At 72.9% G+C, this 16456-nt stretch carries 16 protein-coding genes and 1 pseudogene; 7 read left to right on the top strand and 10 right to left on the bottom strand.

What is annotated here, in order from left to right; genetic code table 11:
- The first annotated feature begins 20 nt into the window (after positions 1-20).
- Together ACZ3OF_RS06990 and ACZ3OF_RS06985 are read left to right on the top strand one after the other, a co-directional pair.
- Positions 21-788 (top strand): MerR family transcriptional regulator, encoded by a 768-nt coding sequence (locus ACZ3OF_RS06990; RefSeq protein ID WP_467303278.1) that lies wholly within the window; start codon positions 21-23, stop codon positions 786-788.
- Positions 785-1588 carry a hypothetical protein gene (locus tag ACZ3OF_RS06985; RefSeq protein ID WP_467303276.1) on the top strand — a complete coding sequence of 268 codons (804 nt, stop codon included), beginning with the start codon at positions 785-787 and terminating at the stop codon, positions 1586-1588. The genes ACZ3OF_RS06990 and ACZ3OF_RS06985 overlap by 4 nt, the downstream gene beginning before the upstream one ends.
- A 1-nt stretch (position 1589) precedes the next feature.
- On the opposite strand, the gene ACZ3OF_RS06980 is transcribed toward ACZ3OF_RS06985, so the two are convergent.
- Positions 1590-3035: an RNB domain-containing ribonuclease gene (locus tag ACZ3OF_RS06980; protein WP_467303274.1), complete on the bottom strand. Its 1446-nt coding sequence runs from the start codon at positions 3033-3035 to the stop codon at positions 1590-1592.
- A 96-nt stretch (positions 3036-3131) separates the two neighbouring features.
- Between ACZ3OF_RS06980 and yaaA the strand changes: the two genes are divergently transcribed.
- Positions 3132-3896, top strand: a complete 765-nt coding sequence (gene yaaA, locus ACZ3OF_RS06975; RefSeq protein ID WP_361675010.1) for a peroxide stress protein YaaA — start codon at positions 3132-3134, stop codon at positions 3894-3896.
- Positions 3897-3969: 73 nt separating this feature from the next.
- On the top strand, positions 3970-4602 hold the full coding sequence (gene eda / locus ACZ3OF_RS06970) for a bifunctional 4-hydroxy-2-oxoglutarate aldolase/2-dehydro-3-deoxy-phosphogluconate aldolase (protein ID WP_361675008.1): 633 nt from the start codon (positions 3970-3972) through the stop codon (positions 4600-4602).
- Between the two features lie 67 nt (positions 4603-4669).
- Here the strand turns inward: eda and ACZ3OF_RS06965 are convergent, their stop codons facing one another.
- The 4 genes from ACZ3OF_RS06965 to ACZ3OF_RS06950 all read right to left on the bottom strand — a co-directional run bounded on the left by ACZ3OF_RS06965 (position 4670) and on the right by ACZ3OF_RS06950 (position 8903).
- Positions 4670-6133 (bottom strand): bifunctional RNase H/acid phosphatase, encoded by a 1464-nt coding sequence (locus tag ACZ3OF_RS06965; RefSeq protein ID WP_467303809.1) that lies wholly within the window; start codon positions 6131-6133, stop codon positions 4670-4672.
- Between the two features lie 8 nt (positions 6134-6141).
- Entirely contained in the window at positions 6142-6885 is a 744-nt protein-coding gene (locus ACZ3OF_RS06960; RefSeq protein WP_361675213.1) for a zinc ribbon domain-containing protein, read from the bottom strand.
- Positions 6882-7700 (bottom strand): Nif3-like dinuclear metal center hexameric protein, encoded by an 819-nt coding sequence (locus ACZ3OF_RS06955; protein ID WP_361675004.1) that lies wholly within the window; start codon positions 7698-7700, stop codon positions 6882-6884. The genes ACZ3OF_RS06960 and ACZ3OF_RS06955 overlap by 4 nt, the downstream gene beginning before the upstream one ends.
- A gap of 162 nt (positions 7701-7862) precedes the next feature.
- A complete protein-coding gene (locus ACZ3OF_RS06950) occupies positions 7863-8903 on the bottom strand; it encodes an ABC transporter substrate-binding protein (protein WP_361675002.1) in 1041 nt (346 codons plus the stop codon).
- Positions 8904-9227: 324 nt separating this feature from the next.
- On the opposite strand from ACZ3OF_RS06950, the gene ACZ3OF_RS06945 reads away from it, so the two are divergent.
- Positions 9228-10343: a hypothetical protein gene (locus ACZ3OF_RS06945; RefSeq protein ID WP_361675001.1), complete on the top strand. Its 1116-nt coding sequence runs from the start codon at positions 9228-9230 to the stop codon at positions 10341-10343.
- A gap of 35 nt (positions 10344-10378) precedes the next feature.
- Positions 10379-10516: a hypothetical protein gene (locus ACZ3OF_RS06940; protein WP_361675237.1), complete on the top strand. Its 138-nt coding sequence runs from the start codon at positions 10379-10381 to the stop codon at positions 10514-10516.
- A gap of 164 nt (positions 10517-10680) precedes the next feature.
- Here ACZ3OF_RS06940 and ACZ3OF_RS06935 read toward each other — a convergent pair whose 3' ends face one another.
- The 4 genes from ACZ3OF_RS06935 to ACZ3OF_RS06920 all read right to left on the bottom strand — a co-directional run bounded on the left by ACZ3OF_RS06935 (position 10681) and on the right by ACZ3OF_RS06920 (position 14413).
- Positions 10681-11622, bottom strand: coding sequence for a 3-oxoacyl-ACP reductase (locus tag ACZ3OF_RS06935; RefSeq protein ID WP_361674999.1), 942 nt, complete (start codon positions 11620-11622; stop codon positions 10681-10683).
- 14 nt (positions 11623-11636) lie between these two features.
- Positions 11637-12713 carry a Zn-dependent alcohol dehydrogenase gene (locus tag ACZ3OF_RS06930; RefSeq protein ID WP_361674997.1) on the bottom strand — a complete coding sequence of 359 codons (1077 nt, stop codon included), beginning with the start codon at positions 12711-12713 and terminating at the stop codon, positions 11637-11639.
- Positions 12714-12726: 13 nt separating this feature from the next.
- On the bottom strand, positions 12727-13581 hold the full coding sequence (locus ACZ3OF_RS06925) for a MaoC/PaaZ C-terminal domain-containing protein (protein ID WP_467303266.1): 855 nt from the start codon (positions 13579-13581) through the stop codon (positions 12727-12729).
- Between the two features lie 277 nt (positions 13582-13858).
- Positions 13859-14413, bottom strand: a complete 555-nt coding sequence (locus ACZ3OF_RS06920; protein ID WP_361674993.1) for an AAA family ATPase — start codon at positions 14411-14413, stop codon at positions 13859-13861.
- A gap of 101 nt (positions 14414-14514) precedes the next feature.
- On the opposite strand from ACZ3OF_RS06920, the pseudogene ACZ3OF_RS06915 reads away from it, so the two are divergent.
- Positions 14515-15020, top strand: a pseudogene (locus tag ACZ3OF_RS06915) (response regulator); the annotation flags it as partial.
- Here the strand turns inward: ACZ3OF_RS06915 and ACZ3OF_RS06910 are convergent.
- Entirely contained in the window at positions 15020-16450 is a 1431-nt protein-coding gene (locus ACZ3OF_RS06910) for an MFS transporter (RefSeq protein WP_361674991.1), read from the bottom strand. The pseudogene ACZ3OF_RS06915 and the gene ACZ3OF_RS06910 sit on opposite strands and share 1 nt — an antisense overlap.
- Positions 16451-16456: the final 6 nt, after the last annotated feature.

The raw sequence follows: 16456 nt of genomic DNA, 5'->3' as shown, positions 1-16456 counted from the left end.
TCAGGGTTTCTACTGGCGTCATGCGAATCGGCGAGATCGCCGCGCTCATCGGGGTCACCCCGCGGGCCGTGCGGCACTACCACCATCTCGGGCTGCTGCCCGAGCCCGTACGGCTGGCCAACGGCTACCGCGAGTACGGCATCCGGGACGCCGTCCTGCTCGCCCGGATCCGGCGGCTGACCGAGCTCGGCCTCGGGCTCGACGAGGTGCGGGACGTGCTCGCCGACGACGAGGGGCGGGAGCTGGTGGAGGTACTCGAGGAGCTGGACACCGACCTCGCGCGGCAGGAGGCCGTGATCCAGGAGCGGCGCGAGCGGCTCGCCGAGCTGCTCGGGGAGGCGCGGGCCGGGCGGCTGACCGCCGAGGGCCCCGTCTCGGCCGAGCTGGCCGACCTGTTCGCGGGTCTCGGTGAGGTCCCGGAGTCCCCCATGGCCGTCAAGGACCGCGAGATCCTCGCACTCCTCGACACCGTGGCACCGGACGAGGAGCGGTCGCGGCTCATCGGCACGATGCGCGCCATGACCTCGGACCCCGAGTCGGTCGCCCGCGCCCACGACGTGTACGCCCGACTCGACGCCCTCGCCGACGCGGACCCGGACGACCCGCGCGTGGCCGAGGCGGCGCAGGCCCTCGCCGGCCTTCTGCCGGACTCCATGGCGGTGCAGCTCGGCGAGCAGGGCGGCGTGCCGCAGGGGCAGCTCGCCGAAGCCCTCTTCGGCGACTTCTCCCCCGCCCAGTCCGCCGCCGTCCACGGCGCCCTCCGTCTCGTCGCGGAGCGGGTCCGGTGACCGCCCTGATCCGGCTCCTGCGCGGGGTCGCGTACACCGCCCTGCCCGCCGAGCTCGTCCTCGTCGTCTGCCTCGTCGCCGGTGTACGGATACCGATACCCGTCCTCGCCGCCGCCGAGGTCCTCACCCTTCTGCTCGCCCTCGCGAGCCTCACGGCGTACGTGGGCCTCCGGCGGCGCGGGCTCTCCGCGCGGCAGGCCCTCGGGGAGCTGGTGCCCGTACCCGTACGGCGGCTCATCGGGCACGAGCTGCGGCTGATGGCCAGTCTCGCCCTGTGGGTCGCCCGGCGCCGCGACGGCGCCCGCCCCGGTGACCAGGTGTTCCCGCACGCCCGTGACCAGGCCGCCCTCATGTACGGCTTCGCGTTCGTCTGCCTCGTCGAGACCGTCGGCATGTCGTACCTGCTGGCCGACTGGCCCGTCACCCATGCGATCGTGCTGGTCCTGGACGTGTACTCGGGGATCCTGTTCGTCCTCGGGATCCACGCCGCGTCCGTGACCCGGCCGCACATCCTCACCCCCGACGCGCTCCGCCTGCGGCAGGCCGCGCACATCGACCTCCACATCCCGCTCGACCGGATCGCGACGGTCCGGCACGAGCTGCGCTTCACCCACGAGAAGACGGACGGGGAGCTGAACCTCGCCGTCGCCTCGCAGACCTCGGTCGTCATCGAGCTGACCGAGCCGGTCGACGCGCCCCGGCTCCTCGGCGGCTCCCGGGCCGTGCGGATCGTCCGCTGCCACGCGGACGACGCCCGGGCCTTCCACCGGGCGCTCACCCACGCCGTCGCGGCCGTCTGACTCAGTCCGGCACGTGCTCGAAGAGGACTTTGTCCCTGGCCGGATCGTTCGGGTCGGCCTTCTTCAGCTTCACCTTCACCGGGTTCCCCTGCTTCAGCCGCTGCCGGCTCTTCACGGTGCCCACGACGGCCGGGTCCCTCAGATGCACGACGCCCTTGCTGCCCGCGCTGTCCTTGACGTCGATCACGAACCCGTCGAACACCTCGTCGATCCGGTCCTTCAGAAGCGCCGCCTCGACGACGTCCATGCTCTCTCTGTCGGCATCCTTGCCGCGCCCGCTGTCCATCTCGGCCGGCAGCTTCGACAGCGCGTCCGTGACCCACCCGGGCGGCGCCTGGCCCGCGACGGCCGCCAGACAGAGCTCGCCCACATAGCGGTCGACCAGGCGACGCAGGGGCGCGGTGCAGTGCGTGTACTCGTCGGCGATGGCCGAATGGACCACGGAGTCCGGAAGACCGCCGCCTTCGAAGACGATGTACGCGGAGTTCTCGAACAGGCCCGTGGCGGCGTCCATGAGGAAGGCGGCGTGCCGGGGGTTCGACGGATCGAGCGAACGGATGAGCTTCGCGTACGAGAAGTGGGGCGGCCAGTCGATCCCCAGCGCCGACGCGGAGCCGCGCAGCCTGTCGACCCCGTCCGCCGCGGCGCCGAGGGTGCGCAGGATCCCCGTGCCCGCGGCGATCATCAGGTCGGCCGCGGCCATGCCGGTGAGCAGGGAGATCTGCTCGTTCCAGCCGTCGACCCGGCGCGGGGCCCGGTAGACCAGGGTGTACGTCTCGCCGGTCTCGACGACCTCCTGTTCGGGGAGATCGAGGGAGACCCCGCCGCGTTCGACCTCCAGGGCCTCGCGGAGCGTGCCCACCGTCTTGAGCAGGGCGAGCGGTTCCTCGGCCGTGCCCGCGTCGATCAGCTGCTGGGCGCCGGCGTAGTCGAGCCTGAGGCAGCTGCGCACGCGCGCGCGGCGTACGTCGACGGCGACCTGGTGGCCGTCGGCGTCCAGGTCGAAGCGCCAGAGCAGGGCGGGCGCGGTGTGGTCGGGCAGCAGGCTGGCTGCGCCCTCGGAGAGGACCGGGGGGTGCAGCGGGATCTTCTCGTCGGGGAAGTAGAGGGTCTCGACGCGCCGGTGGGCCTCTTTGTCGACTTCCCCACCGGGGGTGACGAACGCGGCGACATCGGCGATGGCGTAGTGGACCCGGTAGCCGCCGCCCGGCCGGCGGGCGAGGTGCATGGCCTGGTCGAGGTCGCGGGAGCCCGGCGGGTCGATGGTGAAGAGAGGGATGTCGGTGGCGTCGTACTCCGGCAGCCGCGGGGAGCCCGCGGCCGCCTCCGCCTCGGCGAGGACGGCCGGAGGGAAGCTCTCCGGGACCTGCATCCGGGTCCTCAGTACGCGCAGCGCGGCCCGCAGGTCCTCGGCTGCGCCGGTCACGTGGATGTGGCGGCGGGGCATGGACCGAGCGTATGGCGGGGGGCGGGGCCCGGCACTTTGTAGGCTGAACGCTCTGGGGCCGCACCCCCAGCCCTGGACGTACGAAGGAGAACCACCGTGCTCGTGCTGTTGCCGCCGTCGGAGGGTAAGGCCGCATCGGGCCGTGGGGCGCCGCTCAAGCCGGAGTCCCTGTCGCTGCCGGGCCTGGCCGAGGCGCGGGCGGCGGTCCTGGACGAGCTGGTCGAGCTGTGCGCCGCCGACGAGGAGAAGGCGCGCGAGGTGCTCGGGCTGAGCGAGGGGCTGCGCGGCGAGGTCGCCAAGAACACGGAGCTGCGCACGGCGGGCGCCCGTCCGGCCGGCGAGATCTACACGGGCGTGCTGTACGACGCGCTGGGCCTGGCCACCCTGGACGCGGGCGCCCGGAAGCGGGCGCGGGCGTCGCTCCTGGTCTTCTCGGGGCTGTGGGGCGCGGTGCGGGTGGACGACCGGATTCCGTCGTACCGCTGCTCGATGGGCGTGAAGCTGCCGGGGATCGGGGCGCTGGGCACGCACTGGCGGGGCGCGATGGCGACCGTCATGCCGGAGGCAGCGGGCGACGGGCTGGTCCTGGACCTGCGGTCCTCCGCCTACACCTCGGCGTGGAAGCCGAAGGGCGAGGTGGCGGCGCGGACCGCGACGGTCCGGGTGCTGCACGCGCCGACGCGGAAGGTGGTCAGCCACTTCAACAAGGCGACGAAGGGGCGGATCGTGCGCAGCCTGCTCGAGGCGGGCGCGGCCCCGAAGGACCCGGTGGAGCTGGTGGAGGCGCTGCGGGACCTGAAGTACGTGGTGGAGGAGGGGAAGGCGGGGGCGCTGGACGTGCTGGTGGACGAGATCCACTAGGGCCGACAGCAGGGCGTTGCACTGTGCGCAACGCTCGTTGCGCAGGTTGTCGCGTACGGGCAGGATGAGGTCCATGACCTCCGCGCTGCCCTCCGTTCTCGACCTCGCACCCGTCGTCCCGGTGGTGGTGATCGAGGACGCCGCCGACGCCGTACCCCTGGCCCGTGCCCTGGTCGCGGGCGGTCTGCCCGCGATCGAGGTGACCCTGCGGACCCCTGCCGCGCTCGACGCGATCCGCGCGGTCGCCGCCGAGGTCCCGGACGCCGTCGTCGGCGCGGGCACCGTCATCTCCGCGGCGGGCGTCGCGGACGCGGTCGGCGCGGGAGCACGCTTCCTGGTGAGCCCCGGCTGGACGGAGAGCTTGCTGGACGCCATGCGGTCCGCGGGTGTGCCGTTCCTCCCGGGGGTCTCGACCACCTCGGAGGTCGTGGCGCTGCTGGAGCGCGGGGTGCGCGAGATGAAGTTCTTCCCGGCGGAGGCGGCGGGCGGCGTCCCGTATCTGAAGTCGCTCTCCGGCCCGCTCCCCCAGGCCCGGTTCTGCCCGACCGGCGGCATCTCCCTGGGCTCGGCCCCGTCGTACCTGTCGCTTCCCAACGTGGGCTGCGTCGGCGGTACGTGGATGCTGCCCACCGATGCCCTGGCGGCCCGCGACTGGGCGCGCGTGGAGTCCCTGGCGCGCGAGGCGGCGGGGCTGCGGGCGCGCTGACCCCTGGAACGCGAACGGGGGCGGGGCCACGGTCGTCCGTGTCCCCGCCCCCGTTCCTTCGTTCAGATCACCTCAGGTGCGCGGTGTCGTTCAGGAGGCGCACGGAGGCGTTGCCGTCCGCGTAGTACGCCACGGCCGACAGCGAGGCGGCCGAGAGCTCCATCCGGAACAGCGACTCCGGCGGGGCGCCGAGGGCCAGCCGCACCAGGGTCTTGACGGGCGTGACGTGGGTGACGAGGAGGACCGTCCGGCCCGCGTACGCGGCGGTCAGCCGGTCACGGGTCGCCGAGACGCGCCGCGCGACGGTCGCGAAGCTCTCACCACCGCCGGTCGGGGCGGCCTTGGGCGAGGCGAGCCAGGCGTCGAGGTCCTCGGCGTACCGCTCCCGCACCTCGGCGAAGGTCAGCCCTTCCCAGGCCCCGAAGTCGGTCTCGCGCAGCCCGTCCTCGATCCGTACGTCGAGTCCGAGCCGGGCGGCGACGGCCTCGGCGGTCTGCCGGCACCGCTTGAGCGGCGAGCTGACGATGGCCTGGATCGTGCCGCGCGCGGCGAGCGCGGCGGCGACGGCGTCGGCCTGACGCAGCCCGGCGGCGGACAGCTCCGGGTCGGTGCCCCCGCTCCCGGAGAACCGCTTCTCGGGCGTGAGCGCGGTCTCGCCGTGCCGGAGCAGGACGAACGTGACCGGCGCCCCCATGTCGGGCGCTCCCCACCCGGGTGCGGCGGGCGCGGCAGGCGCGGGCTCGTGGCCGAGAACACCGGCCTCGGCCTCGAAGTCGCCGCTCGCCGCGGTCTCGCGCTCGGCCGTGGCGGCCGCCGCCAGGGAGGCGCGGGCCTGCGCCGCGATCGTCTCGTCGGCCGCGAACAGACCGTCGTCGGCCCGGACACCCGCGCCGCCGGAGCCCGTACCGCCGCCGGAGCCCGTACGCGCACCGGAGGACGCACCCGCACCTGACGCCGTACCGGCGCCGGAGGACGTGCCCGCGCCCGTACCCGCGAGGGCCGCCCGCGCACGGGCCGCGCCCGCCGTCGCGTCGCCGGGAGGCCCCGAGGGCGCCGCCGCCGCGCTGCGCGCCGCCGAGGCGTCCAGGGCCGCGGAGGACGCCGACGGCTCCCACTGCTTGCCGCGCTTGCCCGCGTCCATCGCCTCGTTCGCGAGCCGGTCCGCGTGCTTGTTCTTCTCGCGCGGGATCCATTCGTAGCGGACCTGGCGCGCCGGGAAGACCCGGGCCGCCTCCGCCGCGAGCGGCTTCATGTCCGGGTGCTTGATCTTCCAGCGGCCGGACATCTGCTCGACGACCAGCTTGGAGTCCATCCGGACGTGCACCGCGGCGTCGGGGAACAGCTCACGCGCCGCCTTCAGCCCGGCCACCAGGCCCTTGTACTCGGCGACGTTGTTCGTGGCGACGCCGATGTACTCGGCGCGCTCCGCGAGCGTCTCGCCGGTCACCGGGTCCAGGACGACCGCGCCGTATCCGGCGGGCCCCGGGTTCCCCCGGGAGCCCCCGTCCGCCTCGACGACGACTTCCCTGATGGCCGTCATTACAGGCCGGACTCCGACGTACGGACCAGGATGCGACGGCAGTTCTCGCACCGCACCACCGTGTCCGCGGCGGCGGCCCGGACCTCGTTCAGCTCGGTGATGTTCAGCTCGATGTGGCAGCCCTCGCACTTGCGCTGGTACAGCCGCGCCGCGCCGACACCGCCCTGCTGCTCGCGCAGCTTCTCGTAGAGCTTCAGCAGGTCGGCCGGGACGGAACCGGCCACGAGCTCGCGCTCCTTGCCGACGGACGCCGCCTCGGCGTCCAGCTCGCCCTGGGCCGTGTCGCGGCGGGCGGTCGCGTCGTCGGCCTTGGCCTGGACGGCGGAGGTCCGCTCGGTCAGCTCGGCGACCCGCTCGGTCGCGGACTCACGGCGCTCCATGACCTCGAGGACGATGTCCTCCAGGTCGCCCTGGCGCTTGGCGAGCGAGGTGATCTCGCGCTGGAGGCTCTCCAGGTCCTTCGGGGAGGAGACGGCGCCGGAGTCCAGGCGCTGCTGGTCCCGTGCGGCACGCTGGCGGACCTGGTCGACGTCCTGCTCGGCCTTGGTCTGCTCGCGGGCGCAGTCGCTCTCCTCGGTCTGCGCGGCGACGAGCAGGTCGCGCAGCTGCGTGAGGTCCTTGTTCAGCGACTCGATCTCGGCGTGCTCGGGCAGGGACCTGCGCTTGTGGGCGAGCTGCTGGAGACGGACGTCCAGGGCCTGGACGTCGAGGAGTCGGATCTGGTCGGCGGGCGCGGCGTTCAGTTGGGGGCTCCAGGGGAGGTGTGATGGGAGGACCAGGGGTCGGTGACCGTCTTCGAGACGTGGACCCGCAGGTCCCAGCCATGGCGGTCGGAAATCTCGTCGAGCTGGGCGGCGGCCTGCTCGCACCAGGGCCATTCGGTGGCCCAGTGGGCGGCGTCGACCAGACCGATCGGCGCGCGCTGGGTGGCCTCGGACACCGGGTGGTGGCGCAGGTCGGCGGTGAGGAAGGCGTCCACGCCCGCGGCCCGTACGGCGTCGAAGAGGCTGTCGCCCGAGCCGCCGCTGACGGCGACCCGGCGGACGGTCATCGCCGGGTCTCCGGCGACTCGGATGCCCTGCGCTGTGGCGGGCAGCCGCCGCGCGGCGCGTGCGGCGAACTCGGCCAGCGTCTCGGGGTGGTCCAGCTCGCAGATCCGGCCGAGGTTGTTCTCGGGGACCAGGGGGCCGGTGATCCGCAGGTCGAGGGCGCCGGCGAGGGCGTCCGAGACTCCGGGGTCGGCGGTGTCGGCGTTGGTGTGCGCCACGTGCAGGGCGATGTCGTGCTTGATCAGCGTGTGCACGACGCGGCCCTTGAAGTGCGAGGCCGCGACCGTCGTCGTACCCCGCAGATAGAGGGGGTGGTGGGTGACGATCAGGTCGGCGCCGAGCGCGATCGCCTCGTCGGCGATCTCCTGGACGGGGTCGACCGCGAAGAGGACGCGGGTGACCGCGGCGTCGGGGTCGCCGCAGACCGTGCCGACGGCGTCCCACTGCTCGGCCCGCTCGGGCGGCCAGAGAGCGTCGAGCGCGGCGATGACTTCAGACAGACGGGGCACGGAGGAAAGGCTACCTGGCCTCCGTACCCCGCCGTCCTGCCTGTGGACAACCGCGACGGACCCCGACCGACGTGGTCACGAGCTCGCGCGTCGGTTCTTCACGAGCTCGTGTCGCCACTTCTTCACGCGGTCGCGCCGCTCCTTCTTCTCGAGCTCACGCCGTCACTTCTTCACGAGGTCGGCGCGCAGGTCGTCGAGGACGCTGTTCGCCGCCGTCACGCCGAGGCCCAGGTACCAGGTCTCGTCCGGGACGTCCTTGGCCCGGCCGGCCTTGACCGCCGTGAGGTTCTTCCACAGCGGGTTGGCCTGGGCGGTGTCGCGCTTGGTGGCCTTCGGGTCGCCGTAGACGCCGGTGAAGATCCAGTCGGCGTCGGCCTGGTCGATCTTCTCGGGGCTGATCTCGGCGGCGAGGTCGTCGATCTGCTGGTTCTCGGGCCGGGGCAGGCCCGCGTCCTCCAGGATCGTGCCGATGAAGGACGCCTTGGCGTAGAGGCGGATCTTGCCCGGAAGGTAACGGACCATCGAGACGGACGGCTTGTTCGGGCCGATGTCCGTGCCCAGCTGCTTCGCCTTCGTCTCGTACGCGGCGAGCTTCGCCTTCGCGTCGGCGGTCCTGTCCAGGGCCGCGGCGTTGAGGAGGTAGTTCTCCTTCCAGGTGAAGCCGGGGCGGATGGAGAAGACGGTGGGGGCGATCTTCGACAGCTCGTCGTACTTGTCCGCGGCGCGCAGCTGGCTGCCGAGGATCAGGTCCGGCTCCAGGTTGGCGATCGCCTCTAGGTTGAGGTTGTTGATGGTGCCGACGGACTTGGGGGCGCCCGCGTCCTTGCCCAGATACGTGGGGATGCCATCGTCCCCCTCGGAGGGGGCGTATCCGACGGGCTTGATGCCGAGCGAGACGACGTTGTCGAGCTCGCCGACGTCGAGGACCACGACCCGCTTCGGAGCCGCGGGGATCTCCGTCCTGCCGAGCGCGTGGGTGAGGGTGCGCGGGAACCGGCCGGGCTCGGCGTCCGTCCCCATCGCCGCGGTCTTGGCGGCCGCGTCGCCGAAGTCCTTGCCGCCCGTGGCGACGTCCTTCTTGGCGGCCCCCTCCTTCTTCTCCGAGGCGGCGCCCGAGGAGTCGTCACCGTTTCCGCAGGCCGCGAGGGAGAGCGCGGCGGCGAGTGCGACGGCGGCGGCGGTGCCGCGGCGGCGGAGGGACATGGGGCTTCTCCTGTACGGGTACGGGGACGGCGGCTCGGACCCCCGGCGGAACGGCCCGAGAACCGGCGCGCGAACCGGCGCGCGACCGACACCTGAACCGGCACGTGACCGGTTCGGGGACGGGCGCAGGACGGCCCCATACCCGGAGTCACAGGCTCCACTTAGGATCGCCTTACCTTATGCATCACTCATCTCTCCAGCACAACCGGCCCCCTCCCCTCAGCAGAATCGATTCACGGCCACCCTTATGTGTGAAGTGACCGGGCTCGTGTTGTTCGGCAGGAAGTGCGAAAACTAGCTTCGGTGGCCGGAGGTGACGAGTCGATGACAGCCTGTGCCATCGAGACAGCGACGGACGACGGCGGCGCGGTGCGGCCGGCGCGATTCACGATCACGGCGAACGGGGCGTACGCGGCGCGGCTCGCCGGCACGGGGGACGCCCTGTACGCGGAGCGTTGGACGCTGGACGGGCCGGAGCCGTACGCCGTACCGCTGCCGCTCGACCAGCCCGAGGAGTCCCACACCCAGTTGCTTCCGCTCGCGGACGGACGGGTGTTGATCGGCCGCCGGGTGGACGGTCGCCGGCACACGTTCTCCCTGCTGTATCCGACGGGCCCGGGGACGGGCCAACTGCCCCTGGGAGCAGTCGAGTCCGACGAGCTCGTCCTTCTGCCGCCCTCCCCGGACGGCATCTGCGGGTATGCGATGTGCGTCGGCGTGGACACCACCACGATCTGGCTGGTGGCGGGTGGGGCGTTCGGCCCGGAGCAGGTCGCGGAGGTCAAGGGCCGCTGCTCGGGCGGCGTCTGGCTGGACCGTACGGGACGGATGCTCGCCCTCGACCGCAGCGTCGACGGCGGACCGGTGAAGGCGGTGGCGGTCGACCTGGAGCGAGGGGGCGAGGTGACGCCACTGCTCCAGATCGCCGAGGAGAGCAACGACCGGCTGCTGATGGCCGACCCTGACAGCGGACTGCTGCTGATCCGCTCCGACGCCCCCTCCCCCGGCCACGACCGGCTCGGCTGGGGCGTGCTCGGCAGTCTGCTGCCGGTCCGGTTCCCCGAGTGCCTGCGGCTCGACGACGCGGCGGTGACCCCCTTCGCCGTACAGCCGGGGCAGGTGCTGCTGCCGGAGAGCTGCGCGGTCGCGCTGCGGATCGACGCGGCGGCCGGGAGCTGGGTGGGGATGTGGCGTCCCGCGGGGCGCAGGATGCACCAACTGGCCGCCCCGGTGGGGTGGCCGGCCGGGGCGGGGGTCTGGACGGCGGAGGGCGTGCTGAGGCTCCCGTACACGACGCCGGAGACGCCCTGCGGGCTCGTCGGCCTCGAGGTCCCGCCGGACCCCGAGCCGGCCGCGGTGACGGTCACCGTCGAGCCGCGCGTCTGCCGCCCGGTCCCACTCCAGCAGGCACCCCTCGCAGACCGTAAGGCCGCTGGTTAGACTCTCGGCCGCACGAAAACAGCGATCATTACGGGGTGAGTTCCACCATGTCGGAAGCGCGTACGGACGGGACGGAGTCGCAGGGCTCCGGAAAGCACCGCGGCGAGGCGGCGCCGACGGAGGACTCCACGTCCTCCCCCCACGGCCGCCACCGCCGCGACGCGGGGCAGTAGTCACGGATCAGTCGTCACGGATCAGGTGACTTCGGATCCGTGGCCACGGACCAGTGGCCACTGATCCGTCGTCGTGACCACGCCGAACAGCCCCGGGGAAACCCGGGGCTGTTCGATGTTCCCCACCTCGAGCCTTAGGGGACCCGCCCCGGGACCCCCGGCCCTCATCCCCGCTTCAGCCCCAGGACCTCCGCCGCCGCGAACGTCTCGCCCGCCGGCCGGGACGCGTAGTGCGGGGACAGCAGCCCGTCCAGCTCCTCGTACGTGAAGGCGTCCTTCGCCGTGTCGAACTTCGCCGTGACCTTGGGGCGTTCCACGACGGCGACCATCCCGCCGTGCACGACCAGCAGTTGGCCGTTGACGGCCGCCGCCGCAGGAGAGGCCAGATAGCCCACGACCGGTGCGACGTGCTCCGGCGCCAGCGCGTCCAGCTCACCCTCCGTCGGCTCCGCGAACCCCGCGAAGACGTCCTCGGTCATCCGGGTACGCGCCCGCGGGCAGATCGCGTTCGCCGTCACGCCGTACTTCGCCAGCGCGAGCGCAGTCGACGTCGTCAGCCCCACGATCCCGCCCTTGGCCGCCGCATAGTTCGGCTGACCCGCAGAGCCGGCGAGGAACGCCTCCGACGAGGTGTTGACGATCCGGCCGTACACCCCGGCCTCCCCCGCCTTCGCCCGGCCCCTCCAGTGCACCGCCGCGAAGTGCGTGGTGTTGAAGTGGCCCTTCAGATGGACCCGGATCACCGAGTCCCACTCGTCCTCGCTCATCGAGAAGACCATCCGGTCGCGCAGGATCCCCGCGTTGTTGACCAGGATGTCCAGCTTCCCGAACTCGCCCACCGCCAGGTCCACCAGACCCCGCGCCGTCTCGAAGTCGGCGACGTCGCCGAGGTGCGCGACCGCCCGGCCGCCCGCCGCGCGGATCTCCTCGGCGACCTCCTCGGCGGGGGCCGCCGACGCCGCGCCGGAGCCGTCCCGCCCGGGCTGCCCGTAGTCGTTGACGACCACCGCCGCGCCCAGCCGGGCGAGTTCCAGCGCCTCGGCGCGGCCCAGGCCCCGGCCCGCGCCGGTGACGATCGCGGACAACCCCTCCAGAGGGAGTGACATCGATTCGCGTCCTCTCAGATCTCGATGCAGGTGCGCAGCGCGACACCCGTACGCATCTGCTCCAGCGCCTCGTTGATCCCGGAGAGCGGCACCCGGTGGGTGATCAGGGACTCCAGGTCGATCCGGCCGGCCCGCCAGAGCGCGATGGCCCGCTCGTACGAGCGCAGCACGTCACCGCCCCCGTACATCGACGGCAGGATCCGCTTCTCGTCGAAGAACAGCTCGAACATGTTGAGCTGCAGGAAGTCGTCGAGCGCGCCCGCGCCGACGACGCAGAGCGTGCCGCCGCGCCGGGTCGTCTCGTACGCGGTCCGGGCTGTGGCGGACTTGCCGACCACCTCGAAGACGTAGTCGAAGCCCTCTCCGGCGGTGACCCGCTGCTTGGCGTCGGCGAGGGCGTCGGGGGCGACGGCCTCCGTCGCGCCGAAGCGCAGGGCGGCCTCGCGCCGGGACTCGACGGGGTCGACGGCGACGATCTGCGCCGCCCCCTGGAGCTTGGCGCCCTGGATCGCGGAGATGCCGACACCGCCGCAGCCGATGACGGCGACCGAGGAACCGGCCTCCACCTTCGCCGTGTTGATCGCCGCGCCGAGCCCGGTGGTGACGCCGCAGCCGATGAGGGCGGCGATGTCGAAGGGCACGTCGTCGGGGATGGGCACGGCGCAGCCGGCGTCGACGACGACCTCCTCGGTGAACGTGCCCGTACCGGCGAAGCCGAAGACCTCCCCTCCGGGCCTACGGAAGTTGGGCGTGCCGGCGTTCATGAAACCGGCCAGGCAGAGCTGGGTCTGGCCGCGCTTGCAGGCGGGACAGACCCCGCAGGCGGGCAGCCAGCACAGCAGCACCCGCTGCCCCTCGCTGAGCCCGGTGACGCCGTCGCCGACGTCGAGGATCTCGCCCGCGCCCTCGTGGCCGGGGATGAACGGCGCGGGCTGCGGGAGCACGCCGCTCATGGCGGAGACGTCGGAGTGGCACAGTCCGGTCGCCCTGACCCGTATCTTCACCTTGCCGGGGCCGAAGCCCACCGCCTCGACGTCGTCGAGGACCTCGAGCTTTTCCTGGCCGATCTCGTGTAGTACGGCTGCGCGCATGGTGCGGCTCCAATCACGAATGTTCGACGAGGGTGTCGGCGAGCACGGGAGCGTCCTCGCGCTCCACGGCCGTGACCGACACCTGGACGCGGCCGTCCCCGGTCCACATCCGGATACGCAGGGTCTCGCCGGGGAAGACGATCCCGGCGAATCGGGTGCGGTACGAGCGGACCCGGGCGACGTCGCCGTCGAGCACCGTGTCCACCACCGCCTTCAGGGTCATGCCGTACGTGCAGAGTCCGTGGAGGATCGGCCGGTCGAAGCCGGCGAGCTCGGCGAACTCGGGATCGGCGTGGAGGGGGTTCCAGTCGCCGGAGAGCCGGTAGAGCAGCGCCTGGTCCTCGCGTACGGGGCGCTCGACGGTCTTGTCGGGCTCACGGTCGGGGAGTTCGAGGCGTTCCGAGGGCCCGCGGTCGCCGCCCCAGCCGCCTTCTCCCCGTACGAAGATCTGCGCGTCGCTGGTCCACAGCGGGCCGTCGTCGTCGGCGACCTCGGAGCGCAGCACGAGGACGGCCGCCTTGCCCTTGTCGTGGACGGCGGCGACGCGGGAGGTGGCGACGGCCCTGCCCTGGGCGGGGAGCGGCCGGTGGAGGGTGATCGCCTGGCCGCCGTGCAGGACGGCGGCGAGGTTCACCTCGATGCCGGGGGCGGAGAGCCCGCCGACGACTCCCATGCCGGCGCCCGCGACGGTGGCGAAGCTGGGCAGGACGTGGAGCCTGGATTCGAGGGTGTAGCGGAGCTCGTCGGGGTCGGTCGCCGGGGTGCCGGCGCCCAGTCCCAGGTGGTAGAGCTGGACGTCCTTGTGGCCCCAGGTGATCTCGGCGCTTCGGGGCTCGGCGGCGACGGCCTTGGCGGCATCAATGGGCATGAGGATGCTGCTCCTTGGAGATCCGTGAGGATCCTCGACGAGTGGAAGACCTCGGTGCGGCCGTCCGCACCGTCGGCCGCACCGAGGCCGTGCGGGACCGTCCCGTACGCGCCCGTTCTAGAACGCGTTCTAGGTCGGTGATCCTCATGTATAGCCGAGCGGGGGTGAGTTGAGAACCCCTCCGGCAGCCATGCCTGACGGTACGTCAGTTACGGCCCACGGGAGGCCTCGCGACCGAGGGCGCACCCTCGACTCGGGCCCGTCCCTCTGTTCCGGGTCACGGTGTACGCGCAGGGCGCGGCCCGGTCCAGCCGGTGGCGGCCACGACGTCCCGTGCGATGTCCACGACAGAGCGCTCGTCCGTCGCCACCCGCACGGCCTCCGCCGGAGCCCGCTGGTCCAGGAGCCTCGCTTTGCGCCGGCTGCCGGCCAGCTCCTGCTCCAGCTCCGAACCGCGTTCACGGCCCACCAGCCGCCCGTGGACGGTGTCGTCGGAGGCCGTGAGCAGGACGCGCACGATGCGCACCCCGGCTCCCATGGCACGCTCGAACATGCCCGTCGCCTCGGGCAGCACGCTCACGGTGTTCGTGTAGACCAGCCTCCGGTAGCCGCGCTGCGCGAAGTTCGCCCACACGGCACTCAGGTTGCTCTCGGTGATCTCCTCGCGGTGAGGATCCCCCTCCGGTGCCGGATGCACCTGCCCCATGAAGTCACCCTCGATGATCGCGTGAGGGACCGCCGCGGCGCGCAGCTGCGCGGAGACCTCCCACGCCACCGTCGTCTTGCCGACGCCGGCCCGCCCGCCGATGAGAAGTACTTCTGCCTGTTCCATCCGGGCAGCGTGCCATCGGGCGGCCGCTTCGCACGACCCGGCAGCGCTCGCCGAACGCGCCCCAACAGGCTGCCCGCCCTACGCTGTTCCTTGTGAACGAGATGCCGCAGGACCACCGGCCGGCGAAGTCCGTGAGGGTCCTCCTCGCCGAGGACCAGGGCATGACGCGCGGGGCCCTGGCCCTGCTGCTGGGCATGGAGCCCGACATCGAGGTCGTCGCCCAGGTGGGCCGGGGGGACGAGATCGTGGACGCGGCGCTGGTCAGCCGGCCGGAGGTGGCGCTCCTGGATGTCGAGCTGCCTGGCCGCTCCGGTCTCGACGCCGCCGCGGACCTCCGCGACGAGGTCCCCGACTGCCGGGTCCTGATCCTCACGACCTTCGGCCGCCCGGGCCACCTCCGCCGCGCGATGGAGGCGGGCGCGGCGGGCTTCCTGGTGAAGGACGGCCCGGTGGAGGAGCTCGCGAACGCCATCCGCCAGGTCCTCCGCGGCGAGACGGTCATCGACCCGGCCCTCGCGGCAGCCGCCCTCAGTGCGGACCCGACCCCTCTGACGGCGCCCGAACCGGACGCCTGACGGCCGCCGTGGACGGCGCGACGATCGCGGATCAGTCCTGACGCTCGGGCCGCGGAAGCCACAGCAGCATCAGCACCGCCGCCGCGACCAGCACCCCCGTCGCCGTGCGGAAGGCCAGGGCGTAGCCCTCCGTGAGGGCGGCGGGGGTGGTGGCGCCCGCCGTTCGGGCGGTGGCCACGGTGGAGAGGACCGCCAGGCCCAGGGCGCCGCCCATCGTTCGGGAGGTGTTGACCACGCCGGAGACGAGGCCGGCGTCGGCGGGGGCGGCGCTGGAGGTGGCGAGGGTGGCCAGCGGGGTGGTGAGCAGGCCGATACCGGCCATCATGAGGATGCCGGGGCCCAGGATGGTGGTCAGGAACGTGCCGTCGGCGGTCATCGTCGACTGCCAGCCGAAGCCGGCCGCGGCGACGAGGGCGCCGATGACCGCGAGGTTGCGGGCGCCGGTCGTCGGCATCAGGCGGGGTGCCAGCTTGGAGCCCACGATGACGCTGACCGAGCTGGGGACCAGGGCGAGGCCGGCCTGGAGCGGGGTGTAGCCGAGGACGTTCTGGGCGTACACGGTCATGAAGAACCACATGGCGAACGAGGTCGAACCCGCGAGCAGAATCGCCACGTTGGCGGCCGAGACCGCCCGCGAGCGGAAGACCTTCAGCGGCATCAGCGGGGCCGCCGTCCGTGCCTCGACGGCGACGAAGGCCGCGAGGAGCGCCAGGCCCCCGAGCAGCGGGACGAGGGTGGCCGGGGCGCCCCAGCCCACCTCCTCCGTCTGCACGATGCCGTACGCGACGGAGGCGAGGCCGCCCGTGACGAGGACGGCGCCCGGCAGGTCGATCCGCCGGCCGGCGCCGGTACGGCTCTCGCTCAGCCACAGCGCGGCGCCGACGAGGACCAGCACTCCGACGGGGACGTTGATCAGGAGCACCCAGCGCCAGGAGAGGAGGTCCACGAGCACGCCGCCGACGAAGCCGCCCGCCGCGCCACCGGCGGCACCGACGGCCGTCCAGGTGCCGATGGCCCGAGTCCGCGCGGGCCCGGCGGGGACAGCGGCGGTCACGATGGTGAGCGTCGCGGGTGCGAGCACCGCGGCGCCGAGGCCCTGCACGGCCCGGGCGGCGACCAGTTGCCAGCCCTCCTGTGCGAGCCCGCCCGCGACGGAGGCCGCGGTGAACAGCCCTAGCCCGAGCAGGAACATCCGCTTCCGGCCGAAGAGGTCGGCAGCCCGCCCACCGAGCAGCATGAACCCGGCGAACGCGATCGAGTAGGCGTTGAGGACCCACTGGAGTCCGGTGGCCGAGAGACCGAGGTCGGTCCGCATCGACGGCAGGGCGACGTTCACCACCGACACGTCGAGGACCACCAGGAACTGCCCCGCGCACGCGGCGAGCACGACGAGCCAGGTGCGCGGGGTGGGGCGCGGGGTGGTGGGTGGGGCGGCAGACGCGGCGGGCTCGGTGTGGACCATGCGTGT

This window comes from Streptomyces sp. NPDC022552, assembly GCF_055561875.1.
The sequence above is the reverse complement of the archived record's forward strand: the minus strand, read 5'-3'. Positions and strand labels throughout refer to the sequence as shown.